General features: G+C 70.6%; 23 protein-coding genes. 11 read left to right on the top strand and 12 right to left on the bottom strand.

Translation table 11 applies throughout. From position 1 onward, the window contains the following. Nucleotides 1-8 precede the first annotated feature (8 nt). Entirely contained in the window at nt 9-791 is a 783-nt protein-coding gene (locus tag ACFQVD_RS25900; protein WP_343968433.1) for an alpha/beta fold hydrolase, read from the top strand. Here ACFQVD_RS25900 and ACFQVD_RS25895 read toward each other — a convergent pair. After that, nucleotides 788-949 carry a hypothetical protein gene (locus tag ACFQVD_RS25895; protein WP_343968431.1) on the bottom strand — a complete coding sequence of 54 codons (162 nt, stop codon included), beginning with the start codon at nt 947-949 and terminating at the stop codon, nt 788-790. The two genes, ACFQVD_RS25900 and ACFQVD_RS25895, sit on opposite strands and share 4 nt — an antisense overlap. Before the next feature lie 101 nt (nt 950-1050). Between ACFQVD_RS25895 and ACFQVD_RS25890 the strand changes: the two genes are divergently transcribed. After that, on the top strand, nt 1051-1575 hold the full coding sequence (locus ACFQVD_RS25890; protein ID WP_343968429.1) for a hypothetical protein: 525 nt from the start codon (nt 1051-1053) through the stop codon (nt 1573-1575). 83 nt (nt 1576-1658) lie between these two features. On the opposite strand, the gene ACFQVD_RS25885 is transcribed toward ACFQVD_RS25890, so the two are convergent. Further along, the gene (locus tag ACFQVD_RS25885) at nt 1659-2804 is read right to left on the bottom strand and encodes an acyl-CoA dehydrogenase family protein (RefSeq protein ID WP_343968427.1); all 1146 of its coding nucleotides are present in this window, start codon (nt 2802-2804) and stop codon (nt 1659-1661) included. 241 nt (nt 2805-3045) lie between these two features. Between ACFQVD_RS25885 and ACFQVD_RS25880 the strand changes: the two genes are divergently transcribed. The 3 genes from ACFQVD_RS25880 (at nt 3046) to ACFQVD_RS25870 (ending at nt 7909) form a co-directional block, all read left to right on the top strand. After that, entirely contained in the window at nt 3046-4485 is a 1440-nt protein-coding gene (locus ACFQVD_RS25880) for a hypothetical protein (protein ID WP_343968425.1), read from the top strand. Nucleotides 4486-4497: 12 nt separating this feature from the next. After that, nucleotides 4498-5346, top strand: a complete 849-nt coding sequence (locus ACFQVD_RS25875; RefSeq protein WP_343968423.1) for a class F sortase — start codon at nt 4498-4500, stop codon at nt 5344-5346. Between the two features lie 1339 nt (nt 5347-6685). Beyond that, complete coding sequence (locus ACFQVD_RS25870) at nt 6686-7909, top strand: glycerophosphodiester phosphodiesterase family protein (protein WP_343968421.1); 1224 nt, start codon at nt 6686-6688, stop codon at nt 7907-7909. Between the two features lie 63 nt (nt 7910-7972). On the opposite strand, the gene ACFQVD_RS25865 is transcribed toward ACFQVD_RS25870, so the two are convergent. The 7 genes from ACFQVD_RS25865 to ACFQVD_RS25835 all read right to left on the bottom strand — a co-directional run bounded on the left by ACFQVD_RS25865 (nt 7973) and on the right by ACFQVD_RS25835 (nt 16441). Then, a complete protein-coding gene (locus ACFQVD_RS25865; protein ID WP_343968419.1) occupies nt 7973-9139 on the bottom strand; it encodes a PQQ-dependent sugar dehydrogenase in 1167 nt (388 codons plus the stop codon). A 153-nt stretch (nt 9140-9292) separates the two neighbouring features. Next, nucleotides 9293-11395 carry a xanthine dehydrogenase family protein molybdopterin-binding subunit gene (locus tag ACFQVD_RS25860; protein WP_343968416.1) on the bottom strand — a complete coding sequence of 701 codons (2103 nt, stop codon included), beginning with the start codon at nt 11393-11395 and terminating at the stop codon, nt 9293-9295. Further along, the gene (locus ACFQVD_RS25855; protein ID WP_343968412.1) at nt 11392-12402 is read right to left on the bottom strand and encodes an FAD binding domain-containing protein; all 1011 of its coding nucleotides are present in this window, start codon (nt 12400-12402) and stop codon (nt 11392-11394) included. The genes ACFQVD_RS25860 and ACFQVD_RS25855 overlap by 4 nt, the downstream gene beginning before the upstream one ends. Continuing rightward, nucleotides 12399-12959, bottom strand: coding sequence for a 2Fe-2S iron-sulfur cluster-binding protein (locus tag ACFQVD_RS25850; protein WP_343968409.1), 561 nt, complete (start codon nt 12957-12959; stop codon nt 12399-12401). The genes ACFQVD_RS25855 and ACFQVD_RS25850 overlap by 4 nt, the downstream gene beginning before the upstream one ends. A gap of 142 nt (nt 12960-13101) precedes the next feature. Next, nucleotides 13102-14184 carry an ABC transporter permease gene (locus tag ACFQVD_RS25845; RefSeq protein ID WP_343968406.1) on the bottom strand — a complete coding sequence of 361 codons (1083 nt, stop codon included), beginning with the start codon at nt 14182-14184 and terminating at the stop codon, nt 13102-13104. 26 nt (nt 14185-14210) lie between these two features. Continuing rightward, nucleotides 14211-15776 carry a sugar ABC transporter ATP-binding protein gene (locus tag ACFQVD_RS25840; protein WP_343968404.1) on the bottom strand — a complete coding sequence of 522 codons (1566 nt, stop codon included), beginning with the start codon at nt 15774-15776 and terminating at the stop codon, nt 14211-14213. Further along, nucleotides 15773-16441, bottom strand: coding sequence for a DUF2291 family protein (locus tag ACFQVD_RS25835; RefSeq protein WP_343968402.1), 669 nt, complete (start codon nt 16439-16441; stop codon nt 15773-15775). The genes ACFQVD_RS25840 and ACFQVD_RS25835 overlap by 4 nt, the downstream gene beginning before the upstream one ends. 365 nt (nt 16442-16806) lie before the next feature. On the opposite strand from ACFQVD_RS25835, the gene ACFQVD_RS25830 reads away from it, so the two are divergent. The 3 genes from ACFQVD_RS25830 to ACFQVD_RS25820 all read left to right on the top strand — a co-directional run bounded on the left by ACFQVD_RS25830 (nt 16807) and on the right by ACFQVD_RS25820 (nt 19912). Continuing rightward, the gene (locus ACFQVD_RS25830) at nt 16807-17730 is read left to right on the top strand and encodes a hypothetical protein (protein ID WP_343968400.1); all 924 of its coding nucleotides are present in this window, start codon (nt 16807-16809) and stop codon (nt 17728-17730) included. 13 nt (nt 17731-17743) lie between these two features. After that, nucleotides 17744-18592 (top strand): class F sortase, encoded by an 849-nt coding sequence (locus tag ACFQVD_RS25825; protein WP_343968398.1) that lies wholly within the window; start codon nt 17744-17746, stop codon nt 18590-18592. Between the two features lie 174 nt (nt 18593-18766). Then, on the top strand, nt 18767-19912 hold the full coding sequence (locus ACFQVD_RS25820; protein WP_343968395.1) for an acetyl-CoA C-acetyltransferase: 1146 nt from the start codon (nt 18767-18769) through the stop codon (nt 19910-19912). A gap of 82 nt (nt 19913-19994) precedes the next feature. Here ACFQVD_RS25820 and ACFQVD_RS25815 read toward each other — a convergent pair whose 3' ends face one another. Together ACFQVD_RS25815 and ACFQVD_RS25810 are read right to left on the bottom strand one after the other, a co-directional pair. After that, a complete protein-coding gene (locus ACFQVD_RS25815; protein ID WP_343968392.1) occupies nt 19995-20174 on the bottom strand; it encodes a hypothetical protein in 180 nt (59 codons plus the stop codon). 282 nt (nt 20175-20456) lie between these two features. Next, a complete protein-coding gene (locus ACFQVD_RS25810; RefSeq protein WP_343968390.1) occupies nt 20457-21167 on the bottom strand; it encodes a class I SAM-dependent methyltransferase in 711 nt (236 codons plus the stop codon). Between the two features lie 383 nt (nt 21168-21550). On the opposite strand from ACFQVD_RS25810, the gene ACFQVD_RS25805 reads away from it, so the two are divergent. The 3 genes from ACFQVD_RS25805 to ACFQVD_RS25795 are packed head-to-tail and all read left to right on the top strand — an operon-like array spanning nt 21551 to nt 24962. Then, nucleotides 21551-23587, top strand: a complete 2037-nt coding sequence (locus ACFQVD_RS25805; protein WP_364146900.1) for an ATP-binding protein — start codon at nt 21551-21553, stop codon at nt 23585-23587. 42 nt (nt 23588-23629) lie between these two features. Beyond that, a complete protein-coding gene (locus ACFQVD_RS25800; protein WP_343968386.1) occupies nt 23630-24202 on the top strand; it encodes an RNA polymerase sigma factor in 573 nt (190 codons plus the stop codon). Continuing rightward, nucleotides 24189-24962 (top strand): hypothetical protein, encoded by a 774-nt coding sequence (locus tag ACFQVD_RS25795; protein WP_343968384.1) that lies wholly within the window; start codon nt 24189-24191, stop codon nt 24960-24962. Before ACFQVD_RS25800 ends, ACFQVD_RS25795 begins: the two co-directional genes overlap by 14 nt. On the opposite strand, the gene ACFQVD_RS25790 is transcribed toward ACFQVD_RS25795, so the two are convergent. Further along, complete coding sequence (locus ACFQVD_RS25790) at nt 24951-25970, bottom strand: adenosine deaminase (protein WP_343968382.1); 1020 nt, start codon at nt 25968-25970, stop codon at nt 24951-24953. The two genes, ACFQVD_RS25795 and ACFQVD_RS25790, sit on opposite strands and share 12 nt — an antisense overlap. Nucleotides 25971-26054 lie beyond the last annotated feature (84 nt).

The raw sequence follows: 26054 nt of genomic DNA, 5'->3' as shown, positions 1-26054 counted from the left end.
CTCGGGACATGGAGCTGGCGTTCGAACGGCGTGGGACGGGCTCGCCCCTGGTCCTGCTACACGGCATCGGGCATCACTGGCAGGCATGGTTGCCGGTGCTCGACCGGCTTGCCGCCGAGCGAGACGTGATCGCCGTCGACTTTCCCGGCTTCGGCGTCTCACCGCCGCTGCCGTCCGGCACGCCGTACACGGCGGAGAGCCTGGCGGACGCGATCGAGTCCTTCTTCGGGCGGCTCGGCCTGCGTGAACCGCATGTGGCGGGAAACTCCCTGGGCGGTTACGTCGCCCTCGAACTGGCCGCGCGCGCCGCGGTCCGCTCGGCCACCGCGCTCTCTCCCGCCGGTTTCTGGAACCGTAGCGAGCTCGCGTACGCGCGCGCCGTCCTGCGGTTCAACAGGGCAGGCGCACGTTCTCTTTCCCCCGAACGGGCACTGGCCCACGCGGAGGACCCGCTGATCCGCGGCCTCTCCCTGAGTCTCCTGGTCGCGCACCCCGCCAGGCTGTCCCCTGAGGCGCAACTCGCCGCTCTCCAGGCGCTCAAGGACGCCTCGGGGTTCGACGAGACGCTCGCCTCGTTCGCGGGACTGATGCCTCCCGCACCGCCGAAGGTGCCGGTCACGATCGCCTGGGGCGAGCACGACAGGCTGCTTTTGCGCCGGCAGGCGGTAAGGGCCGCCAAATGGTCGGGGCAGCGGGTGAAACTGCTCAAGGGGTGCGGGCATGTGCCGATGACCGACGATCCCGAGCTGGTCGCGAGGGTGCTGCTGGAGGGGTCGGCCCAGGACGGCTAGCGGAACGACTGTCCCCAGACGGCCAGCATCGCGATGACGAACACCACCATGACACCGGCGTACGCGACAGGGCCGAGCCGGAAGGCGCGCCGTACCCGGTTCAGGCCCCAGGCGAACAGGAACGCCAGGAAGATCAGCAGGATCAGCCCGCTGTCCATCGTCACCCCCTCGGGGAAGTCTCCGTTGACCAGTATGCGTCGACGGAGCCGCTTCCGTGGCGGGTAACCGCGATCCGGAACCCGTGAGATCGTTACATTTCGTGAACAGGACATCGAAGGTAACGCGTGCCCTGCTGATGGCAGCCCTGGCCGTAGGTCTCTCCGCTTGTTCGGGCTCGGGTGGCACGTCCGGCGCGTCGGTGACCGCGACCGTCACCGTGACCGCCTCCGCCACTCCGTCTCCCGAGGTCTCCGAGGTTCCGTCGCCCTCCTCCTCCGCCTCGCCGACGGCGCTTCCCGAGCCGCCTCCCGAGCCGTTGTTGTCGTCGTCGCCGAGCGTGCCCGGAAGCCGAGGCGTCGACGACACGGTACGGGGGCAGATCGCCCTGCGGGGAGCGGGCACGATCACGGTGACTTCCACGAGTGACCAGGGAGTGAAAGCCCTCCTGTCGCCCTACACGGTCGTGCTCGACGCACAAGGTCTGATCTGCACGGAGGGGAAGGCCCCGCACAGCTGCTCCGTGGAGCAGTTGCGGAAGGCTCTCGGCAAGGGTGACGTCCTCCTCGCCAAAGTGACGATCAAGGACGGGTTGGCCGTCCAGATCCAGGAGATCACCAAGGGGTGACGGCACCGGCCGGCTGATCACGGGAGAACCTGCGCCCTGCCGTCACGAGGGCGGCGGTTCTCCCGTGTGGAGGCCGGGCCGGGTCAGAAGCCGAAGGAGCGGCCGATGATCTCTTTCATGATCTCTGTGGTGCCGCCGTAGATGGTCTGGACGCGGCTGTCGATCCAGGCCTTGGCCACGGGGTACTCCATCATGTAGCCGTAGCCGCCGTGCAGCTGCAGGCAGCGGTCGATGACCTTGGTCTGCAGCTCCGTGGTCCACCATTTCGCCTTGGCGGCGTCCACCGCGGTGAGTTCCCCGGCGTTGAGCGCCCGGATGCACTTGTCCACGTAGTGGCGGGCGATCTCCACCTCGGTGTCCAGCTCCGCCAGGACGAACCTGGTGTTCTGGAAGCTGCCGATGTTGCGGCCGAAGGCCGTGCGGCTCTTGCAGTACTCGATGGTCGCCCGCAGGACCGTCTCCGCCGCCGCCACCGCCATCACCGCGATCGACAGGCGCTCCTGCGGCAGGTTGGCCATGAGCTGGAAGAAGCCCTGCCCCTCCTGTGGGCCCAGCAGGTTGGCCGCGGGGACCCGGACGTTGTCGAAGAACAGCTCCGCCGTGTCCTGGGCGTGCATGCCGATCTTCTCCAGGTTGCGGCCCCGGGTGAAGCCCTCCATGCCCCGTTCGACGACCAGCAGCGAGATCCCCCGGGCGCCCGCCTCCGGGTCGGTCTTCGTGACCGCGACGACCAGGTCGGAGTTGATGCCGTTGGTGATGAAGGTCTTCTGGCCGTTGACCACGTAGTGGTCGCCCTCGCGCACGGCGGTCGTCCTGATGCCCTGCAGGTCGCTGCCCGCGCCGGGCTCGCTCATCGCGACCGCCGTGATGAGCTCGCCGCCGGCGAACCCGGGCAGCCAGCGCGCCTTCTGCTCGTCGTTGGCGAGGTCCACGAAGTACGGCGCCATGACGTCGTTGTGCAGCGAGAACCCCAGACCGGACGCGCCCGTCGAGATGACCTCCTCGGAGATCACGGCGTTGTAGCGGAAGTCGGTGATCCCCGCCCCGCCGAACTCCTCGGGTACCCCGAAGCCGAACATGCCGACCTCTCCGGCCTTCTTCCACACCTCGCGGGGGACGATGCCGTCCTTCTCCCACTGGGCATGATGGGGCGTCACCTCGCGGGCCAGGAACTCACGTACTGTCTCTCGGAAGAGCCGGTGCTCCTCTTCGAAGAGGTCTCGCTGCATTGTGTGCCTCCTAGGGATCCGTGACACAGAATACGATTCTGTTACTTTGGGGTACACCCGGCCGGGGATCGCAAGTATGGCTTGCGGTGGTTTGTGGGTTTACATCCAGATCACAAGTGCGCCACGGTCTCCGTACATACCCGATATCTCGCTGCGCCGAAGAGGGTGTAAACCGTACGATCTACCCTCGGTGTGCTATGGCCATGCCCGTTGACGGCGGCCTTTGTGATCGGAGTATGTAGTGGTTCGGTGGCGATCTGGGCTCCGTAGATCTCTCGCGGTTTCGGCCCTGTGCCTTGCCGGTGGCGCGCTGGTCGCGCTGCCCTCCGAAGCGGCCGATGCAGGCATCGCCGAACTCGTGGTCGACTACGCGTGCACCGGAGGGGTCGCGCTGAACGGCAGCACGGTCAATCTCCGGACGAAGGTGTCGATCCCCACGACGCTCACGGTCGGCGAGCCGCTCAACATCGGCTGGAAGCTCGGCTACAAGCAGGACCCGACCCGGTTCGGCTCACCCGACTTCTTCGCCCCCGGCGCCAAGGTCCTGGTCACCGGGAACGCCCAGCTCTCCGGCAGCTGGGTCGGCGTCCTGCAGCCGAAGGGAAGCCTGGACCAGCCCAACCAGCTTCAGCCGGGCAGCATTCTGCGGCTTCCCGAGGGGATCTCCGATTCCGCCCACACCGACAGGGCCGGGACGCTCAAGGTCAGCCCCAGGAAGTTGTTCGTGGACTTCATACCGCCGGCCGGCGAGGTCATGGTCAACGACGACGACCCCCGGGTGAGCTACCATGCGGCGGCCGATTGGGCGTACCTGGGCAGCGAGCCTCTGAGTATCGGCGACTACGGCCGCGACCTCCACCGTACGGACAAGGTGAACTCCTGGGCCTCCTTCACGTTCACCGGCACCGGGATCGAGTATGTCGCCCGGCGCAGCAACGAAGCAGGGAAGGTCGGGTTCAGGATCGACGGCCAGGACGCCACACCGTCCTTCGTTGACGCCTCGAAGAATCCCGACGGCACGCCGACGAACGCCGCCCACGAGGGTGGGCTCACGCTGTGGAGGTTCAACGGCCTCAAGTACGGCGAGCACACCATCGAGGTCAAGAACCTGGAGGACGGCAAGTGGGCGCAGCTCGACGCCTTCCGGGTGATCACTAGGGAACTGCAGCACCCGCCGAACGAGTACCGGGCCACGTGCTCGCTCGTCAGCGCGCCGGTCTCGGTGGACGTCACGATCTCCGAGGCGGGCGGGTCGCAGTCGCCCGACCCGACGGGCACGGGGACCGGGTCGCCGAGCCCCACGGTCAGCCCCACTGTCAGCCCCACGGTCACGCCGACGAATCCGACCGCCACCCCCAGCAACACCCACACCGGCACGCCGACCCCCACCCACACCGGCACGACGACCCCTCCGGTGACCGGGGTCAACAGCACGAGCACCTCGACGCCCAAGCCGACCCTGACCGTGACCGCCACCGTCACCCCCACCCGGCCCACGCCGACCGCGCCACAGGTGATCATCACGCCCAGCGGTGGGGCCCAGACCGGTGAGGCGCCGCAGGGGAGCTCCGGCCTGGGGCTGCTCGGTGCTGGAACGGCGATGGTGACAGGTAGCGCACTGGGCGGTGTGGCCTTGATGAGGCGGCGGGCGGCACACGCGCGCGGCCAGCGGGACAGCTGAAGGAGGCGCCGGATGTACCAAGGACCTGTGCAGGGCGGTCCCGGCCCCTATCCCGGCGGCGGCCCGGCCAAGCCCAAGGGGAACATGCTGATGGCCGGGCTCCTCGTGGCCGGGTCGCTCGGCGGGGTGGCCGCGATCATGGCGGGGCTGCTCGCGTACCTCTCACCGGCGCCGGAGGATCCGGGCTACGGGCTGTCCGAGCCGCAGGCGGCGGTCAGCACCCTTCAGGAACAGCCGGGCGCGCAGCCGGGCACCGGGGAGCAGGTCGCCGAGCAGCCCGCGGGGGTGTTGCCGTCAGCGGTGGGACCGGGCGGGCTGGACGTCCCGCTGACGGCCGCCGCGCCCACGGCGCCGCCACCGCTGCCGGTGGTCCAGCCTCCGGCGCCGTTGAAGAGCGACGGCGTGAAGCCCCGGCGGCTGGCCATCCCGAAGATCGGTGTGCTGGCCCCGCTGATGGCGCTCGGTGTCGACGCCAAGCGGGAGATCCAGACTCCGCCGCTGAGCAAGCCCAACCAGGCGGGTTGGTACAAGTACGGTCCTACTCCCGGGCAGCAGGGACCTTCGGTGGTTCTCGGGCACGTGAACACCCGGAACGGGGCCGCCGTCTTCAGCAGGCTGAAGGAGATCAAGCGCGGAGACAAGATCAAGGTCTCCCGGACGGACGGGACCGTCGCGGAGTTCACGGTCGACGGTGTGGAGCAGGTCAGCAAGGCGGCCTTCCCGTCGAAGCGGGTCTACGGCAACACCGGTGAGGCGACCCTGCGCCTGATCACCTGTGGCGGTGTCTACAACAGGAAGACCGGTCACTACACCGACAACATCATCGTCTACGCGACCCTGTCGAAGACCCGTCGCACCTGACCGCCGGGCCCGGCCGCCGTACTCGCCGAATCGGCGGGGCGCGGCCGCTCCGGCGACCGCCTCCGATCGTTAGCCTCCCCGCCAATCCGGGTAGGGAGTCGTTTGTACGAAGTGGCCCCCCGAATGATCAGAAGGCGGGGGTGTGCCCAGGTGAGCATCGTGCGGGCCGGTGTCGTGGCCGTACTCATAGGGGTGGCCGCTCTCGGCGCCGCCCAGCATTCGAAGCCGTCGCACGAGCGCTCCACGAGTTGGGGCGCGCACAAGTCCGCGAGCTCGGGGGGCAAGCACGCCGGAGGATGGACGATCAAGCGGCTGCGTTCGGGGAACGGGCACACGGCCACGCGCTCCGAGTCGAGCATCGAACGTGGAGGGAACTGGGGGTTCGGGCGACCGAGGCGTTCGGATGCCGGACGGCACAGGGCGCGGGAGTTCGGGCGGCGGGGCCATGAGGCGAGGCGTCACGGGGGTCGCTGGTTCGGGTGGCGGGGCCGGGGCGGCGAGCGCGGTGGGGGGCGGGGGTTCGGGCGGTCAGATGATTCGGATTCCGGGCGATATGGGGACTACGGGGTTGGCCGGCTGGATTCAGATGCCGAGCGCGGTGAGGGTTGGGGATTCGGGCGCTCGGGGGATTTGAGGCCCGAGCGGTATGAGGACCGGGGGTTCGGGCGGCGGGGCCCGGAGGCCGGGTACGGAGACCGGGGGGTCGGGCGGCGGGGTTTCGAGGCGGGACGATACGGTGACCGCGGGTTCGGGCGGCGCGGTTCGGATGCACGGCGACACAGGGATCGCTGGTACGGGCGGCATGGGCGGGTGAGGCACGGCGGGCACCACCGGCACGGTCAGCGGCCGGGCCGGGCGGGTTGGTAGCTGCCTGGCCTGCCGTTTGAAACCGGGGCGGCAACCCGTGGTGCGCGGCCGGCCCGCCGCCCGGGATCGGCAAGGGGCCTGAGCCGGTACGGGGTCCGAGGCCGACGCGGTGGGCGGTCACGCGCTGAATCGACACGCCGGCGGTGACGTCCCAGGAGGCGTCGAGACGCGGACCGGGCAGTCGGCCACTTCTTCTTTCTCCGTCGAACAACGGACCTGCGGGGTCGCGTCACAGCGGGCACCGCCACTCGCGCACGTCCAGTGGAGGCCGTCGTAGCCCGGTTGTGGCGATGATGTCGGCTGCCGCGATATCGGCGCGGCCGCTGGGGGACATTTCAGTTTATTTCCGGAGACGGTCGTGCAACATGCTCCCGAGTGGATCGCTTCTGATCGTTAATCACCTGTCCGGTCCGGGTATAGGGGTTTATGCGAATGTGTCCCCCCTCTGACCCAGAGTGAGGGGTGTACGCAGGTGAGCAAGGCGCGGGCCGGTGTGCTGGCCGTACTCATAGGAATGGCCGCGATCTGCGCCCTCCATCACGAGGAATCGACGGGTACGCGATCCGCGAGTCTCACCGAGCAGTCCGGTGACTCGGTGTCCAAACGGCTCACGGGTTCCACGGTCGAACGGCCCGTGCACTTCACGGCCGAGCACCAGGCGAGCCCGGAGGTCGGGCGACTCGGACGCCGCGGGGGCGAGCCGATCATCATCGCGCACCGCGGGGCCAGTGCCTTCAGGCCCGAGCACACGCTTCTCGCCTACACGGTCGCCATCTCGATGGGCGCCGACTACATCGAGCCCGATCTCGTCTCGACCAAGGACCACGTGCTGGTCGCCCGGCACGAGAACGAGCTCTCGGCGACCACCGACGTCGCGAGGCATCCGGAGTTCGCCGACCGCAGGACTTCCAAGACCATAAACGGCATCCGGCACACGGGCTGGTTCACCGAGGACTTCACCCTCGCGGAGCTGCGCACCCTCCGTGCCAGGGAACGCTTCCCCACGCAGCGTCGAGGCAACACCGCCTACGACGGGATGGAGAGAATCCCGACACTCGATGAGATAGTCCAGCTCGCGCAGAATCACGGCGTGGGCGTCTACGCCGAGACCAAGTTCCCCACCTACTTCGCCTCGATCGGGCTGCCGCTGGAGGAACCGCTGCTGGAGACCTTCCGGAAGTACGGCTGGGACGACGAGCGGGACCCGGTCTTCATCCAGTCCTTCGAGACCGGGAACCTCAAGCGGTTGCACCCCCTCACCCGGCTCCGGCTCATCCAGTTCATCGGAGCGAACGGCGCCCCGTACGACCATGTGCGGGCCGGCGATCCGACCACCTACGACGACATGGTCACTCCGGAGGGCCTACGGGAGATCGCCAAGTACGCCGACGGCATCGGCGTGGTCACGAAGCGGATCGGCCCCCGTGATCCCGGCGGTTTCGAGAGCAGGCCGGTGTCACCCGCCGCGCTCGTCAGGAACGCCCAGCGAGAAGGGCTCCTGGTACACGCCACGACGGTTCGCAAGCTCGCCGTGCGGCTCCGGGCGGACCTCAGGGGCGACAGCTCGGGCGGCCGCGCCGACGAGGAGGTGCGGAAGTGGCTGAGGCGTCTGTACCGGCTCAACCTGGACGGGGTGATCGCCGACGACCCCGGCATGGCGCGTGCCGTACGGGACCGGTTCCGTACCGAGGGCTGACCGCGCCCGCCGGCCCTGTGCCGCCCTGTGCCGACGCTGCGCCGGCCGCGGCCGAGGGGCACGTCACCCCGTCCCGGCCCTGGCCGGGTAGCGCAGGATCCGGTCGTCGCCCTCGCGCACCTCACCGCGCCCGTCGGTGTTGGACGTGGTCAGCCAGAGCGCCCCGTCCGGTGCCACGGCGACCGTGCGCAGGCGGCCGTACCGGCCGACCAGTTCGGCCCGGGGTTCGCCGGTTCTCCCGTCGCGCAGGGGCACCGTCCACAACCGCTCCCCGCGTAGCGCCGCCACGTACAGCGTGTTCCCGGCGATGGCGGCACCGGAGGGAGACGCCTCGCTCGTGGGCCACGTCACCAGCGGGTTGGTGAACTCACCGCCGCGCGTGTCGCCCTTGCCCTCCACCTCCGGCCAGCCGTAGTTGCGGCCGGGCTCGATCAGGTTGACCTCGTCCAGCGCGCTCTGCCCGAACTCGGTGGCGAAAAGGCGCCCCTGTTCATCCCAGGCCAGTCCCTGGACGTTGCGATGGCCGAGGCTGTAGACCGGCGAGCCCGGCGTCGGGTTGCCGGGGGCGGGCCTGCCCTCCGGTGTCAGCCGGAGGATCTTCCCGTTCGGCAGGCGTGGATCCTGCGACGAGTTCCGCTGCCCCGCGTCTCCGGTGCCGGCGTACAGCATGCCGTCCGGTCCGAACGCGATGCGGCCGCCGTTGTGGAAGGAGGCCTTGGCGATGCCGTCGAACAGCACCTCGGGTGTGGCGTCGCCGAGGCGGAAACGCACGATCCGGTTGTCGGAGGAGGTGGTGAGGTAGGCGTACACGTAACGGTCCCTGGCATAGCCGGGTGACACGGCCAGCCCGAGCAGGCCGCCCTCACCGCTCGCGACCACGCCGGGCACCCGGTAGACCTCGCGTGGCCGCCCGCCGCGCCCCGGGACCTGGAGCACCCGGCCGCTGTCGCGCTCGGAGACGAGCGCGTCGCCGTCCGGCAGGAACGCCAGACCCCAGGGCACCTGGATGTCGCGGGCCACCTCCTTCCCGGCCTGGAGGTCCGGCGCCCCGTCCGGCACCCTGCTCGGAGCCGGGCCGGGGGTGCCGCTCATGCTCCCCGAGGTCGCCGGCGCCGCGCTCGGGGGAGCCACCCCCTTGGCGGCCGGGTCATCGGCGCAGCCGGCCGACATCGCCATCAGCATGGCCACCAGGCCGGCGGTCGGCACGATCCGGCTCGCGGTCTTCCTCATGGTCACCTCTTCTGCGGCCGAGCGCGCCGGCGACGGGTGGTCCTGGGGCGGTCAGTCCCGGTCTACTCGACCACTCTGCCCCATGCTCACGGTAAATCCCGCCCGACCCCACCTGTCGCGGTGATCTTCCCGGGTTCGGCGGGGAAGATCCCGTCAGCCGGTGTGCATGGCGGCCCGCACCCGATCGAGGGTGATCGGCAGGTCGCGCTGCCGGGAGCCGGTGGCGTGGAAGACGGCATTGGCGATCGCGGCGGCGGTGCCGACGATCCCCACCTCGCCGATGCCCTTGACACCGACAGGATTGAGCCGGTCGTCATGCTCGTCGATCCAGTGCGCCTCGATCCCGCGGACGTCGGCGTTCGACGCGATGTGGTAGGTGGCCAGGTCGTGGTTGGTGAAGTCACCGAAGCGGGGGTCCAGCTGCAGGGACTCGTGCAGGGCCATGGAGATCCCCATCGTCATGCCGCCGAGGAACTGCGAGCGCGCCGTCCCGGCGTTGACGATCCGGCCGGCCGCGAAGACCCCGAGCAGCCGCTCGATACGGACCTGCCCGCTGTCGACGTCGACCTTGACCTCGGCGAACTGCGCTCCGAACGAGTGGCGGGAGAACCGCTCCTGGGCGGCGAGGTCCTCGGTGGTGTCCGCCCGCGCCTGCAGTCCTTCGGGGGGGATCACTCCGGCCCGTTCGTCGAGCTCCCTGACCAGTGCCCGGCACGCCTTGCTCACCGCCCAGCTCCACGAGGCGGTGCCCATGGACCCGCCGGCGAACGGCGCGGGTCCGAAGACGCTGCGGCCCACCAGGACGGTGATCCGGTCCATCGGCACCCCGAGCTCGTCGGCCGCGACCTGGGCCAGCGCGGTGCGAGCCCCGGTCCCGATGTCGGCCGCGGCGATCTCGACCACGAACCTGCCCGTCGGCTCGGCGCGGACGGTCGCGGTGGACGCCATGGTGAGAACCGGGTAGGTCGAGGACGCGACGCCGGTGCCGACGAGCCACCGGCCCTGTCTGCGGAGGCCCGGCGCGGGGTCGCGTCCGGCCCAGCCGAAGCGCGCCGCCCCCTCCCGCAGGCAGGCGATCAGGTTGCGGCTGCTGAACGGGAGGCCCGATTCGGGGTCCAGTGCGGGCTCGTTGACGACTCGCAGCTCGACGGGGTCCATCCCGAGGGCGTACGCCAGCTCGTCCATCGCCGATTCGAGCGCGAACATCCCCGGAGCCTCGCCGGGCGCGCGCATCCACGACGGGGTCGGCACGTCCAGCTGTAGCAACCGGTGGGCGGTATGGCTGTTGGGCGTCGCGTACATCATGCGGCTGGCCGCGACCGTCTGCTCGGTGTACTCGACGCGCTTCGAGCTCTGCTGGAGCGCGTCGTGCCACACCGCGGTCAGCCGGCCGTCCAGCTCGGCCCCCAGACGCACCCGTTGCACGGTGGGCGTCCGGTAGCTGACGAGCGGGAACATCTGCTGCCTGGTCATCGCCACCTTGACCGGCCGCCCGACGGCGCGGGCGGCCAGCGCCGCCAGCACGGTCGGCGGGCGCGGTACCGCCTTCGACCCGAAACCGCCGCCGGTGTGGTCGGCGACGATGCTCACCGCGCCGTCGGCGAGGCCGAACAGCGCGGCGATCGCGGTCGCCGACATCCAGGGCGCCTGGTCGGCGTTGTAGAGGGTCAGGGTCTCGCCCTCCCAGAACGCGATCGTGGCGTGCGGTTCCATCGGGCTGGCATGCTCTGCCGGGGTCGTGTAGGTGGCGTCGACGCCGGCCGGTGCCGCGGTCAGGGCGCTCTCGGCGTCGCCCCAGTGGACGGTCCCGGGGAAACCCGCGTTGGCCTTCCGGGGTGAGAAGATCCGCGGGTTGTCCGGGCTCAGCACGACGTCGTGTTCCTGCTCGTCGTAGTCCACCCGTACCGCCGACGCCGCCTCGCGGGCGCCTTCCAGGGTGCTCGCGACCACGGCCGCGACGATCTGCCCGCGGTAGGCGACGTCGGCCGACTGCAGGACGGCCAGCTCGGCGTCGTCGGCGGGGCGCAGCCGGGAGACGTTGCCGCTGTTCAGTACGGCGATCACCCCCGGCAGGGCCAGCGCGGCGCCGCCGTGGACGGCGCGCACCCGGCCGCGGGCGATGGTGGCCTGCACGGGCCAGACATAGACGGCGTTCGGCACCGGGTACTCGTAGGCGTAGCGGGCCGCGCCGGTGACCTTCTCGCGCCCGTCGATCCTGGTCGGTGCCCTGCCCACCACCTTGTCCAGCGTGGTCATCGCCGTTCCTCCGCCACGAGGTCCGCCATGAGATCGCGTACGCTCGCCGCGATCAGATCGGCGGCGAGCCCGATCTTGAACTCGTTCCCCGGCAGGGGGCGTGCCGACGCGAACTCCGCCTCCGCCGCCGCCAGCAGCAGTTCCCTGTTCGGCCGGTGACCGGCCAGCATCCGCTCGGCCTGGTGTGCCCGCCACGGCTGCGGGGCCACGCCGCCCAGTGCCAGCCGGATCTCCCGCAGCGACCCGCCGCCCTCCGTCGTGACCAGGGCCGCGACCGAGACCACCGCGAACGCGTAGGACCAGCGGTCGCGGACCTTGCGGTACCGCATGGCCGCGCCGTCCGGCGGCGGCGGCAGTTCGACACCGGTGATCAGGTCGCCCGGCTCCAGTACCGTCTCGCGATCGGGGGTGTCGCCGGGCAGCAGGTAGAGGTCGTGGAGCGGCACCGCCCGCTCTTCTCCGCCCGCGAGCCTGAGGTGCACCACGGCGTCGAGAGCGGCCATCGCCACCGCCATGTCGGACGGGTGGGTGGCCACGCAGCTGCCGGAGGTGCCGATCACCCCCAGGTCGCGGTGACCGCCGCCGATCGCGGAACAGCCCGCGCCCGGGTCACGCTTGTTGCACGGCTTGGTGACGTCCTGGAAGTACGGGCAGCGCGTGCGCTGCAGCAGGTTTCCGCCGGTGGTGGCCATCGACCTGAGCTGTCCGGAGGCTCCGGACAGCACGGCCCGGGTGAGCATCGGGAAGCGTTCCCTGATGCCCCGGTCGCCGGCCAGGTCGCTGTTGCGCACCGTCGCGCCGATGAGCACGCTTCCGTCGGCCCGGTGTTCGATCCGGTCGTACGGCAGCCGGGTGACGTCCACCAGCTTCGCCGGCCGGGCCACACCGAGTTTCATCAGGTCCACCAGATTGGTTCCGCCGGCCAGGAACATCGCGTCGGTGCCGTCCACCACGGCGGTGGCGGCGGCACCGGGGTCGGCGGCGCGCTCGTAGGCGAAAGGTCTCACCGTCCGCCTCCGGGACCCGCCCCGGCGACTTCGAGGACCGCCTCGACGACCCCGGCGTACGCCCCGCAGCGGCAGAGGTTGCCGCTCATCCGTTCGCGGACCTCTTCGGCGTCCAGCGCGGCGCGGGAGGCGACACCGGCCGCGACGTCCTCGGTGACATGGCTGGGCCAGCCCGCGTCCGCCTCGGCGAGCGCGCCGATCGCCGAGCAGATCTGGCCCGGTGTGCAGTAGCCGCACTGGAAGCCCTCGTGGTCGAGGAACGCCTGCTGAACGGGGTGCAGGTCGTTCGCGCGAACCAGGTCGGCGACCCCCTCGATGGTGATGATCTCCTGCTCGGTGGCGGTGACCGCGAGCGTCAGGCAGCTGTTCACCCGCCGGCCGTCCAGCAGGACCGTGCACGTCCCGCACTGCCCGTGGTCGCACCCTTTCTTCGCCCCGGTCAGGCCGAGATGCTCCCGCAACGCGTCCAGCAGGGTCACCCGGTTGTCCAGGGAGACGGAGTGGTCGGCACCGTTGATGCGCAGCGTGACATCGCTGCTGAACGCTTCGACTGCCATGCCGTTTATCCTGCCAATTGCCCAATGAGAGTTGGATCACCTATTAATCTGAAAATCCAAAAGAAGCGGCAACCGTACCGTCGTGAACATCACCGGCGGATCGGGGAGACGCCGGGATGGGCGGGTGTCGGGAGGCGGCCCGTCAGTCCGGTCGCCCGTCGGAGGCCAGCGCCGAGAGCGCGGACCTGTGCCGCTGGAGCCGCCGCCGCCCCTGGTCCAGCATCACCACAAAGATGATCAGGGCTCCCTTGATGAGGATCTGCCAGAACAGCGACACGTCCAGGATCATCAGGCCGTTGACGAGGAGAGCGACGACGAGGACTCCGACGAGGGTGCCCCGTACGGTGCCGCGGCCCCCGTTCAGCGTGGCGCCGCCGAGGATGACCGCGGCGATCGCGTTGAGCTCGAACGTCTCACCGGCCTGAGGCGTCGCCACGGTCAGCTCCGAGGCGATGAGGAGGCCCGCGAGCGCGGCACAGGCGCCGGAGATCACGTAGACGACCGTCTTGACGCGGTTGACCGGGACCCCCGAGAGCTCCGCGGCCCGCTCGTTGCCGCCCGCGGCGTACAACCACCGGCCGAACGGTGTCCTGGTGAGCGCCAGCATGACGGCGACGGCCAGGGCGACCATGATCCAGATCGAGATCGGGATGCCGAGTGGGCGTGCGTCGCCGAGGAGGCCGAAGCCGGTGTTGCCGAGTTGGGGGCTGCCGTCCAGGTCGGTGTAGGTCGAGCCGCCGGAGATCAGCATCGCGAGTCCCCGCGCCACGTACAGCATGCCGAACGTCGCGATGAACGGCGCCACCTCGAACCGGGTGACGAGGACGCCGTTCACCAGGCCGACGAGCATGCCGACCGCGACGCAGAGCACGACCACGCCCCACACGGGCGGGTAGGCGATCATGTCGACGAACCTGAGATCGAGACCTGCGAGCAACTCACCGGCGACGACCCCGGAGAGCCCGATGACCGAGCCGACGGACAGGTCGATGCCGCCCCTGAGGATGACCAGCAGCATGCCGAGCGCGACCACCCCGTTGACCGCGATCTGCTCGGCCGCCCTGATGAGGTTCGGCACCGTGAGGAACGAATCCGTCAGCATGCCGAAGAGCACGATCAGGACCGCCAGCGCGATGAGCGCCCGGAACTCGAACAGGCCGTTCAGCAGGGACAGGCGGCGCGCCCGGGCCGCGATCCTCTCCGGCGGAGGGCGGTCAGGCGGCACCGGTGCCGGGGTCGTCTCCTGAGGCGTCAATTCGCACCGCCCTCGGCATGGCCGATGGTGGCGCCGTCCAGCACGCTCATCAGTTCCTCCCGGGTTGTCGCACCACGCCGGAAGTCACCGGTGACGACCCCGCGGGTGAGCACCAGCAGCCGGTCGGGGACGCGCAGGGCCTCCTCGACGTCCGACGTGGTGAAGAGGACGGCCAGGCCGTGTCGTGCTCGTGCCGCCAGCAGTTGGAAGATGTCGGCCTTGGCGTCGGTGTCGACGCCGCGCGAGGGCTCGTCTACCAGCAGTACCAGGGGATCGGTCAGCAGCGCCCGGCCGATGACCACCTTCTGCTGGTCGCCGCCGCTCAACGATTCGACGGGCGTTCCGGCGTCGTCCGTCCTGAGAGTGATGCCGGAGATCATCCGATCGACGGCGTCCAGTTCGCGCTTCCGGGAGACGAACAGCCGCCGGACGAACCTGTCCAGTCCGGCCAGGGAGAGGTTCTCCCCGAGCGACATCGTCTGGACGAGGCCGTCGCGCCGGCGGTCCCGGGGGACCAGGACCAGGCCCCGGCCGACGCGGTCGCGGATGCTCGCGTTCTCCAACGGGATGCCCGAGAGCAGGACGTCACCCGACTGCGAGGGGATCCGGCCGGCGAGTGCCTCCAGTAGTTCGGTCAGGCCCGAGTCCATCAGGCCGTAGATCCCCACGATCTCGCCCTCCCTGACGGTCAGGGAGAGGTCGTCGATCGCGAGGTGGCCGGGGTTGGCCGGGTCGGCCACCGAGAGGCCGCGCAGGGTCAGCAGCTCCTCGCGCGGCGGCGGCTCTTTCTCGGCGAGCGGGATGTGGTGCGGGGACAGGGAGTCCGGGGCGCGGCCGGCCATCTGCTCCATGATCCGCCGGATGTCGAGGGCCTTGGCGTTCGACGCGGCGACCAGCCGCCCGTCACGCAGTATGGCGACGTCATCGGCGATCCTCAGCGCCCTGTCCGGTCGGTGGGAGGCGTAGGCGACGGCGACCCCGCTCGCGGTCAGCCCTCCGATGACCCGGAACAGGGCCTCGATCTCCGGGGAGGTGAGCATCGAGGTGGGCTCGTCCATGAGCAGCACCCGGGCCTCCTGGATGAGCGCCCGCGCGATCTCGACGATCTGCTGCCGGGCCGGGCTCAGGTCACCGACCAGCCGATCGGGATCGAGATCCTCCCCCAGGCTGTGGAGGGTCGCCGCACTGGTGGCCCGCTGGGCGGAGCGGTCGATCACCCAGGGGCCCCCGCAGATCTCGCGGGCCAGGAAGAGGTTGTCCTGGATGCTCAGGTTGGGACAGAGGCTGGGCTTCTGGGGGATGACAGAGATGCCCCGGTCGACGGCGTCGCGGGGCGACAGGAACCGGACGGGTTTCCCGTCGAGCTCGACATGGCCGGTGGTGGGCCGCTCGACCCCGGAGAGGATCTTCAGCAGGGTCGACGTGCCGGCTCCGTTCTTGCCGAACAGCGCGGTCACCCGACCGGCGGCGATGTCGAGGTCGACACCCCTGAGCGCGTGCGTGCCCCCGTACACCTTGGTGACGGCGCGGGCACTCAGCACCCTGGTCGCCGCCGTCTTCACGAAACCTTCTTGATCGAGACCGGGGTGATGGTCACGACGGAGGGGGTGAGGAAGCCGAAGGCTCCGACGAAGGAGATCTTCTTGCCGTTCAGCCGTGCCGGGTCCAGGTTCTTGAGCAGCCTCCCCCACAGCTGGTTGTTCAGCGCGGTGGCGGCGGCGGCGTACTCCGCCTGGTCGCGGAACCGCCTGGATCCGATGCCGGCCGTGTCCCGCAGCGCCGTGCCGTTGACGGCGGGACCTACCTGCAACGAGACCCGGGTGCCCGGTGGCAGGTCCGGCACGGTCACGGGCATCAGCCCGGACTTCGCCACTCCGGCCCTGCCGGTGCCCCTGACCGCGAAATTGTAGGGGCCGTTGCCCTGCCGGATGCCGTAGCGCCTGTTGGCCGCCCCCTGGTCGGTGGTCATGGCCTTCACCAGCTCGGGCAGCGGGACGGCCTTCCTCCTGATCGCGGGCACGACCTCGCTCTCGTACGTCCGTGCCCCGAACGCGGCCGGGTCGAACCGGTTGTCCGACGCGGCGACCGACCCCGCGGAGCGGTAATGGGTGCTGAGCCCGATGGCGACCAGGAGGACCGCCGCCAGGGCGACGGCCACCCATCTCGCCGGGATCCGTCGGCGGGGTGCCTGCCCACCGTGCGCGTGCACCGCAGCTGGCGTGCTCATCACAAACCTCCAGCGTGGGAGGATGTCAAGACCCGTATACCCGCTCGCGCGGTTTCCACCGAACCCTCCCTGAACGGGAACCGGCCGAGCTGCGTAAGCCCCGTGTGCTGTCCCGTGGGTGTCCGGATCCGCGCGGTGTCCGATCACTCACCGTGAGCGTCGCATGCCACATCCCGTCTGTTGTTCGAAACTTCACCGATGTACGGTGTCGTTTGCTGTGGGATAGATGGGAATTTGTGTCCGTTTCGCCGACTTGCTCGCGCACCCTGGTCTCTGTTCGTAGGATCTATGCCGAACCTTGACCAAGGCATGTAAGCCTCAAAGCCGGTGCGAGCCGGTCGATGGATCTGGAATGGGGAGAGACTGTGCTGAAGTCCAAGACGCGGCGGCGCGTCGCGGTCAAGACAGCCGCGATCGCCGCGGTGGGCGCGGGCGTTCTTTTCGGCGCGGTCCCTGCGGTCGCCTCCATGTACGCCGACCCCAACCCGGTCAGCTACGCCTGCACGCTCGGCGGCGTGACGTCACCGTCGGCGACGTACACCTTCCAGATGGACCTCAGCGGTCCGACGGCGGCGGCGACCAACGCGCCCCTGGTGGCGACCTGGAAGATCGCCCAGCCCACCACGGTGCCCACCCTCACCCCGACCGCGTCCGTCCCGGCGGGCGCGCGTGTCGTCATCGACGCGGAGGTGCAGATCGACGCCAGCCCCTCGCCGGTCCTGGCGCTTCCCTCCGAACTCCGCTCGCTCGCGGCCACCGCCGCTCCTCCGTCCGCCGGGCAGCCGGTCACCGCACCTCCCCTGCTCGTCACGGTGACCCCCAGCGCGACCGGCGTGGTGGCCTTCCAGCCGGGCCCGTTCACCCTGTACCTGGACCCCGGTACCGGGACCGGAAACGAGGCCGAGCTGCTCGACTGCGGTGTTCCGCTCAACTCGGCCGAGGCCGCCGCCGCCGCGCTGCGGGTGACCGTGGTGACGGGTTCCCCGAGCACGAGTACGAGCACGAGTCCCAGCCCGAGCACGAGCACGAGTCCGAGTCCGAGCCCGAGCACGAGTACGACCGCCACTCCCAAGCCGACGGTCACCGTCACCCGGACCAAGACCTCCGAGCCGGAAAAGCCCTCCTCCGACGGGCAGATCGACGAGACCCCCAACGGAGGGGCCGCCACGGGTGGCGGCGGGGACGCGGGCCCCGACGCCCGGATGATCATGCTCAGTGGTGTGCTGATGGTGGCGTTCGCCGGGATCGGCGGCATGGTGCTGCGACGTCGCACCGCGGGCCGAGGCTGATCGGGGTGGCCGGATGAGCACCCCTCCGCCGGGCGGTCAACACCCCGGGCACGTGCCCCACTACCGGCCGGTCCCGGTCCCGCCGCAGTACCCGCACCCGTTCCAGCAGCAGCACGGCCCGCCCTACGAGGAGTGGCCGCGAGGCGGGCAGCTCGACGGGCATCTGGACGGTGGGCGGGTGATGCGGTCGGTGCTCATCCTGGCCGGGATCGCCGGGGTGGTCACGGTGCTGGTGGGCATGCTCTACGTACTGGCCGCACCGGAGGAGTACGGCATGGGTGAGCGCACCACGCTGCCACCCAGAAATCAGGCCGCGGCGGCGCCGGTGAACCCGTACTTCCAGGCGCCCCCGACCGTGCCGCCGCCCCAGCCCAGCCTGCCGGCGGCCCCGGCCATGCAGCCCTCCAGCCCGGTCCGCCTGGTCATCCCGCGGCTCGGCGTCAACGCGCCGGTCAGATCCGTCGGGCTCGACGGCAAGGGCGCGATCGAGGTGCCGCCGGTCGGCAACCCGAACCTGGTCGGCTGGTACCGCTCGGGACCCACGCCCGGCGAGGCCGGTCCCGCGATCATGCTCGGGCACAAGGACACGCGCTCGGGAAGCGCGGTCTTCAGCCGCCTCGACGAGATCCGCAACGGCGACGTCATCGAGGTGCACAGAAAGGACGGCGTCATCGCCGTCTACACCGTCGGCGGGCTGGAGCAGGCGGACAAGTCGGTGTTCCCGACGCAGCGGGTGTACGGCGAGTCGCCGAACCCGCAACTGCACCTGATCACCTGTGGCGGCACCTATGACCGCACGACCGGTCATTACACGGACAACGTCATCGCCTACGCGACCATGACGAGCACCAGGATGGCCTGAGCGGCACCGCCCAGGTCAGCGCGGAGCTCCTGATATTTCGTAAAAAGGCGGGGGTGTCCTGTCGGGGGAGAGGGCACCCCCGGGTAGGGCGTGGACAAAAGTTCTGTTGTAACCTCCTACTGACCGAATGATGCTCGGTTTCGCAGGCAGCTCGGTTCACACGCAGGAGGCACTGTGGCAGAGGCGTACATCGTCGGGGCGGTCCGCACCCCGGTCGGCAAGAAGAAGGGCGGTCTGTCCACCGTCCACCCCACCGATCTGGCCGCGCACACCCTCGGAGCGCTCATCGAGCGTACGGGTGTCGACCCGTCGGCGGTCGAAGACGTGATCATGGGCTGTGTCATGCAGTTCGGCCCGCAGAGCATGGACATCGCGCGCAACGCGTGGCTGTCCGCAGGTCTCCCGGAGAGCGTCGCCGGTGTGACCATCGACCGCCAGTGCGGCTCCTCCCAGCAGTCGATCCACTTCGCGGCCCAGGGCGTGCTCTCCGGCACCCAGGACCTCGTCGTGGCCGCCGGGGTGGAGTCCATGAGCATCGTGCCCATGGGGTCGAGTATCAGCGCGGCGCTGGAGAAGGGCATGCCCTTCCCCTTCGGTGAAAAGTGGGTCGAGCGGTACGGCAAGCAGGAGATCTCCCAGTTCCGCGGCGCGGAGCTGATGTGCGAGAAGTGGAACCTCAAGCGCGAGCAGTTGGAGCAGTTCGCGTACGAGAGCCACCAGCGGGCGGCCAAGGCCGTCGCGAACGGCTACTTCAAGGACCAGATCGCCCCACTCAACGGTGTCGAGGACGACGAGGGCCCGCGCCCGGACACCACGCTGGAGAAGATGGCGTCGCTCAAGACACTGCGGGACGGCGGGCAGATCACGGCGGCCACCTCCTCGCAGATCTCCGACGGCTCCGGAGCGATCCTGATCGCCTCCGAGCAGGCGGTCCGTGACCACAACCTGACCCCCAGGGCGCGCATCGTCACCCTGGCGCTCACCGGCGACGACCCGGTCTACATGCTGACCGCACCGATCCCGGCGACGCAGAAGGCGCTGAAGAGGGCGGGTTTGTCCATCGAGGACATCGACGTCACCGAGATCAACGAGGCGTTCGCCCCGGTCCCGCTGGCCTGGATCAACGACCTCGGCGCCGACCCGGCCAAGGTCAACCCGAACGGCGGCGCGATCGCCCTGGGCCACCCGCTGGGCGGCACCGGCGCGATCCTGATGACCAAGCTCCTGCACGAGCTTGAGCGGACCGGCGGCCGGTACGGGCTGCAGACGATGTGCGAGGGCGGCGGCCAGGCCAACGTCACGATCATCGAGCGGCTGTGACGCCGGTGCCCGCGGCCTCGAACCGCGAGGCACCGTGAGAGATGGGAAAGCCCCGGTCGGCGGACCGGGGCTTTTCCGTGGGTCAGCGACCGCCCTTGCCGGGAATCCGGCGCGGCTGCCGGGTGGGCCTCATCGGTGCGGGCGGCATCGGCATCCGCCGGGGCGTCGCGGGCACGACGTGCTCGGGCAGCGGGGTGTGGGTCTCGGTGCTCTTGGCGGACTTGGATTTGCCGGTGCGCTTGCGGGCGGCATGAATTCGCATATGGACTCCTTGAGGAAAGTGACGACGCGGCGAGATCCCGGGTCGGACGACTCAGCTGCCGCGTCAGACGAACGGGGCTGAAACGCTGAGTGCGGGCGGATCAGCGAAGGCTGATCGACGCCGGCTCTTAGGAGTTGATCCACATGTGAACGACCCTACGACGCCCCTGTCGAGGCGTGCAACCGATTTGTTCGCGCCCCGGCCGCCATCCGGCCGCCCCCGGCCGTCACGCCGCTCCGGGCATCGCGATGGCCGTGGGGGAGGGGATGGCGTGGGCGGAGATCACTTCGGCACGCGGGCGACGCAGAAGACTGTCTGTCCGAACGGCGGGCGGACGAAGCGCTCGATGAGGCGGGTGAGGGGTACCACGGTGCGGTCGTAGATCTTGACCAGCCGGGGGTCGGGGTAGCCGACACCGCCGCGGCGGACCGCGGCCCACCAGGCGATGCCGCCCAGGAAGTTGATCGGCTTGAGCACGTCGATGTCCAGGCCCGCACGGGAGACCGTGCTGCGCAGGGTGGCCGGGGTGTAGCGGGTGACGTGGCCGACCTTGCGGTCGAAGTCCCCGTAAAGCTGCATGTAGCCCGGGACCCAGATGACGATCCGGCCGCCGGGGAGGGTGACCTTGGCGAGCGACCGCAGGGCCTCGACGTCCTCCTCGATGTGCTCCAGGACGTTCATCATCACGACGGTGTCGACCTTCTCGCCGATGGGGATCTCGGTCGGCAGGCCGAACTGGAGCACGTCGATGTCGTCGCGGCCCTCGAAGCGCTTCTGGAGCTGCTCCACGCAGTAGGGGTCGAAGTCGCTGACCACCAGCCGGTCGAGGCGGGGCAGGAACTGCTCGGCGAAGTGGCCAAGCCCGGAACCGATCTCCAGCATGGACCGGCCCACGTGTGGGGCGACCATGTCGAGCTCGTACTGCCGGTAATTCCTGGCCTCGTCCCCACCAAGGTGGTTCTCCAGGGCCTCGTCACCGGCCGCGGGTTGCACTACGCGGTCATACCCAGACATGCGGTTCCGTCCAGCTCGGTTAGGAAAGGCCGCGGCGACAGGCCGCGGCCAGGGACAGCCAGAGTCTAATGGCGCTTCCCTCGGGACGGCCCCTCAAACGATCCACGGGCGGTGCCCCCCGGGAGCCGCTCCTGAGGGGATCGGCCTCCGTATGAGCTCGCCCCCCGATTACCGGCTCCACCGAATCAGTTATAAAGCACCTGCATTTCCGCGTTTCACGCCGTACGGGGGAAGTTCGACCTCGATACGGCGGTGAGATTTGCACCGGGGGACAAGGAAACCCCCCTGGGGAATCGCCGGTCGGCCGGTCCGTGATTTGAGAGGAGTGCTATTCCCGGTAAGTGGAGAAGGAGCGCGAACCGATGGAACAGGCCCAATGGTGGCGGGGGAACCTGCCCGCGGAGACGGATGGCTTCATCGGCCGGGAAGGCGAGGTGCGGCGGCTGCTGAAGCTGCTGGCCGACACACCGCTGACCACGGTCACCGGTGTCGGCGGCATCGGCAAGTCACGGATCGCGATCAGGGCCGCACGCCGGCGGCACGAGCACCACCCGGACGGCACCTGGCTGGTGGAGCTGTCCGGCGAGCGCGACGGCGACCTGCTCGCCCACACGGTCGCGGCGGTCCTCGGCATCCCCGAGCGGTCCGCGCGGACAGCGGACGAGACGCTCGTCGAGTTCCTCGCGGGCAGGAGGCTCCTGCTGCTCCTCGACAACTGCGAGCACCTCCTGCCCGCCTGCCGCGACCTCGTCGCCCAGATCCTGGCGGCGGCGCCGGGGGTGCGGATCATCGCGACCTCCCGCCGGCCGCTCGGGCTGCCGCAGGAGGCGCTGCTGCCCGTCGGGCCCTTCGACGCGCCGTGGCCGCAGGAGGAGGGGATGGCGGGGGACGACGCGCTCCGCCTCCTCCTAGACCGGGCCGCCGCCGTGGCGCCCGGCCTGGAGGCGACCGAGACCGGCCTGGCGGCCGCGGCCAGGATCTGCCGGCGGCTGGACGGCGTCCCGCTCGCCGTCGAACTGGCCGCCGGATGGCTGGGGGACATGCCGGTGGAGCGGCTCGCCGACCACCTGGAGAGCCGGTTCGAGTCCCAGCCCGACAGCCGGGCACCGGTGCCTCGCCACCGGACCGTACGGGCCGCGATCAGGTGGAGCCACGAGCTCTGCGGACCAGGGGAACGCCTGCTCTGGGCCAGGCTCTCGGTCTTCGCGGGAAACTTCGACGCGGCCGACGCCGAGCGGGTGTGCGGCGACGAGCACCTGGGTGACGTACCGGACCTGCTGGAAAGCCTGGCGAGAAGGTTCCTCCTGGTCCGGGTTCCCGGCGGCTACCGTCAGCCGGTCACGGTCAGGGAGTACGGCAGGGAGCGGCTGGCCCTGCTCGGGGACGAGGCCAGGCTGGTGCGGCGGCATCGCCACCACTACCTCGACCTGGCGCGCAGGGCCGAGACCGGCTGGTACGGCCCAGGGCAGGAGGAGTGGGCCGCCCGCCTCGCCTTCGCCATGACCGACCTGCGTCTCGCCCTCGACCCCGCCTCCCCGGTCTCCGTCGAGCTCGCCGGCACGCTCTGGATCCTCTGGTTCTGCCTGGGCCGATCGAACGAGGGCCGCCACCACATGGCACGCGTACTCGAATCGGCCTCCGTCACCGACCCGCACCTGCCCAGACTCCTGTGGGCCGACGGCTGCGTGGCCATCGCCAGGGGTGAGCTGGAGAGGGGGCGCCGCAGGGCCGAGGCGGCGCTGTCCGCGGCCCTCGACTGGGGCGACTACGCGGCGGCCGGGCACGCCCAGCTCCGGCTGGCCGGCCGTGCCCTGTGCGCCGGCGCCCTCGACGAGGTCGAGCCGTGCGTCGAGCGCGTGCGCGAGTACTTCCGCAGGGCGGAGGCCGACACGGTCGGCGAACCCCTCGCCCTGGTGACCATGGCGATGGCGGTCACCTGGCGCGGCGAGTTCGACAGGGCCGTCTCGGTGCTCAAGGAGGTGCAGCGGCTCTGTGACGCGCACGGCGAGCGCTGGGCCCGCGCCTGCGGCGACTACGTCCTGTCCATCGCCCAGCTGGGGCTCGGCAGGGTGAGCGAGGCGGCGGAGGCCGCCCGGCAGTCGCTCGACGTCAAGTGGCGCCTGCGCGACGCCACCGGCGTGGCACTGGCCGTCGACCAGCTCGCGGTGATCGCCGCGGTCGAGGGCGACGGCCGCCGCACGGCCAGGCTCCAGGGGGCGGTGGTACGGCTGTGGGCCACCTTCGGGTTGCGGGGCCTCGGCCAGGCGGGCATGTCCGAGCCGAGAACCGTCGCCGAGCGGACGGCCAGGCAACTGCTCGGTGACGAGACCTACGACGCGATCTTCGCCGAGGGGTACGAGACCGACCCGGACGCGGCGGTCGCCTACGCCCTCCACTGAGCGCACTCGCCCGAGGGGGTTTCGCGACACGGCACGCATGCGGTGGAATCTCTCAGACATCCGCGAAGGAGCCCCCCGACGGACGACGACGAGGCGATCGCCCGATCGCTGGCAGGCGACCTGGACGCCTACGAGGTCCTGGTCGCCCGCTACAGCGTGCTCGCGCACCGCACCGCGGCCATGCTCGGGGCCGCCGACGAGGCCGAGGACGTGGTCCAGGAGGCGTTCGTCAAGGCGTACCGCAACCTGGCGTCCTTCCGCCGGGACGCGCCGTTCCGCCCCTGGTTGCTGCGGATCGTGGCGAACGAGACGCACAACCTGACCCGCTCCCGGGGCCGCAGGGACAGGCTGGCCGCGCGGCTCACCGAGGCCGTCCCGCCGGTGGGTGAGGCCCCGGAGGAGGCGGCCGTCACCACCGACCGGCGGGCGCGGCTCCTCGACGCGGTGCGTACGCTGCCCGAGCGGGAACGCGAGACCGTCGTCTGTCGGTATCTCCTTCAGCTGTCGGAGGCCGAGACCGCCCAGGTGCTCGGTCTTCCCGTCGGCACCGTCAAGTCACGGACCTCCCGTGGCCTGGCCCGTCTGCGCGAGGAGGTGGCGCGTGACCTCATCTGACGACCTCGAGGCCAGGCTCCGCGACCTCGGCGAGTTCCTCGACGTCCCCTCCCCACCCCCCGCCGAGGTCGCGCGGGCCGTACGGGCCCGCCTGGAAGAGCCCGTCCCCGAGGCGCCCGCGGTCACGGGTGGCCGGGGAGCGCTCCGGCGGGGGTGGGGGGCGCTGCGGGTCGGCGGGCGGGCGCGGAGGCGGGCGGTGGTCGCCGCCGTCGCGATCCTCGTCGCGCTGTTCCTGGGGGCGACGCCCGTGGGAAGAGCGGCGGTGGTGGAGATCCTGCGCTTCGCGGGCGTCGAGCTCAGGATCGGTGACCCCGGGCCCCTGCCGTCCTGGGCGCCCCGGCCGCTGCCGGGCGAGCGGCGGGTCACCCTGGAGCAGGCCGGACGGCAGGTGGCGTTCCCGATCGCCGTCCCCGCCGCGCTCGGCGAGCCCGCCGAGGTCAGGGTGAGCGACGGCGGCCGGGTGGTCTCGCTGCTCTGGCCCGGCCTCAGGCTGGACGAGTACGACGGTGGCCTCCTGCCCGTCTACCGGAAGGAGCTGGGGCCGCCCTGGCCGCAGGAGACCCGCGTGGGTGACGCGCAGGCACAGTGGATCCCGGCCCATCACGGCCTGACCTACCTGCCCCGGGGCGGCGGTGAGGCCGAGGCCCGCCCCCGCGCGGCCGGGCCCACCCTCATCTGGCGGCGAGGGCAGGTCGGCCTGCGCCTTGAGGGACCCGGGGACATCGGCCGCGCCCTGGAGATCGCCCGCTCAGTCCGCTGAGGCCAGCCAGTCGTCGATCCCCTGGAGGAGCTTCTTGCGCACCGTCTCCGGTGCCGCCGACGCCCGTATCGACTGGCGGGCCAGCTCGGCCAGTTCCGGATCGGAGAAGCCGTACACCTGCCTGGCGAGCTCGTACTGGGGCAGCAGCCTGGCACCGAACAGCAGCGGGTCGTCGGCGCCCAGCGCGATCGGCACCCCCGCCTCGAACAGGCGCCGCAGCGGTACGTCCTCGGCCCGCTCGGCCACCCCGAGACCGACGTTGGAGGTCGGGCAGACCTCGCAGGTGATCCCCCGGGCGGCGAGGCGTTCCATGAGCTGTGGCGACTCGGCCGCCCTCACCCCGTGCCCGACCCGGTCGGCGTCCAGCACGTCGACGCACTCGGCCACGCTGGCGGCGCCCAGCAGCTCCCCGCCGTGCGGCACGGCCAGCAGGCCCGCCCGCTTGGCCAGCCGGAAGGCCCCGTCGAAGTCACGGGCCCGGCCGCGCCGCTCGTCGTTGGAGAGCCCGAACCCGATCACGCCCTGGTCCATGTAGTGCGTGGCGAGGCGGGCGAGGGTCTTGGCGTCGAGGGGGTGGCGGGTGCGGTTGGCGGCCACCACGACCGCGATTCCTATTCCCGCGTGGTCGGCGGCCCTGCGCGTCGCGTCGAGCATCAGCTCCATGGCCGAGGTGAGCCCGCCGAACCTCGACGCGTACCCGGACGGGTCGATCTGGATCTCCAGCCAGGCCGATCCCTCGGCCGCCTCGTCCTCGGCCGCCTCGCGCAGCAGCCGGTAGACGTCGCTCTCCCGCTGCAGGACGGAGCGCGCGATGTCGTACAGCCGCTGGAACCGGAACCAGCCCCGCTCGTCGGTGGCGCGCAGCCGAGGTGGCCAGTCCTCCTCAAGCGCGTCGGGAAGGTGCAGGCCGTGTTCGCGGGCCAGCTCGACAAGGGTCGAGTGCCGCATGGAGCCGGTGAGGTGCAGGTGCAGGTGTGCCTTGGGCAGTTCGCTGAGGGGACGTGGCATTTCAATAGAGTGCCGTACCTCCGGTACTCCCCGGTGTTCTTTGGTCCCGACCTGACGGTCCGCTCGCGCGCTGCGGAGGCGAAA

It is taken from the genome of Streptosporangium amethystogenes subsp. fukuiense (assembly GCF_042665875.1).
Classification (GTDB): Bacteria; Actinomycetota; Actinomycetes; order Streptosporangiales; family Streptosporangiaceae; genus Streptosporangium; species Streptosporangium fukuiense.
This window is presented reverse-complemented; position numbering and strand designations above follow the sequence as displayed.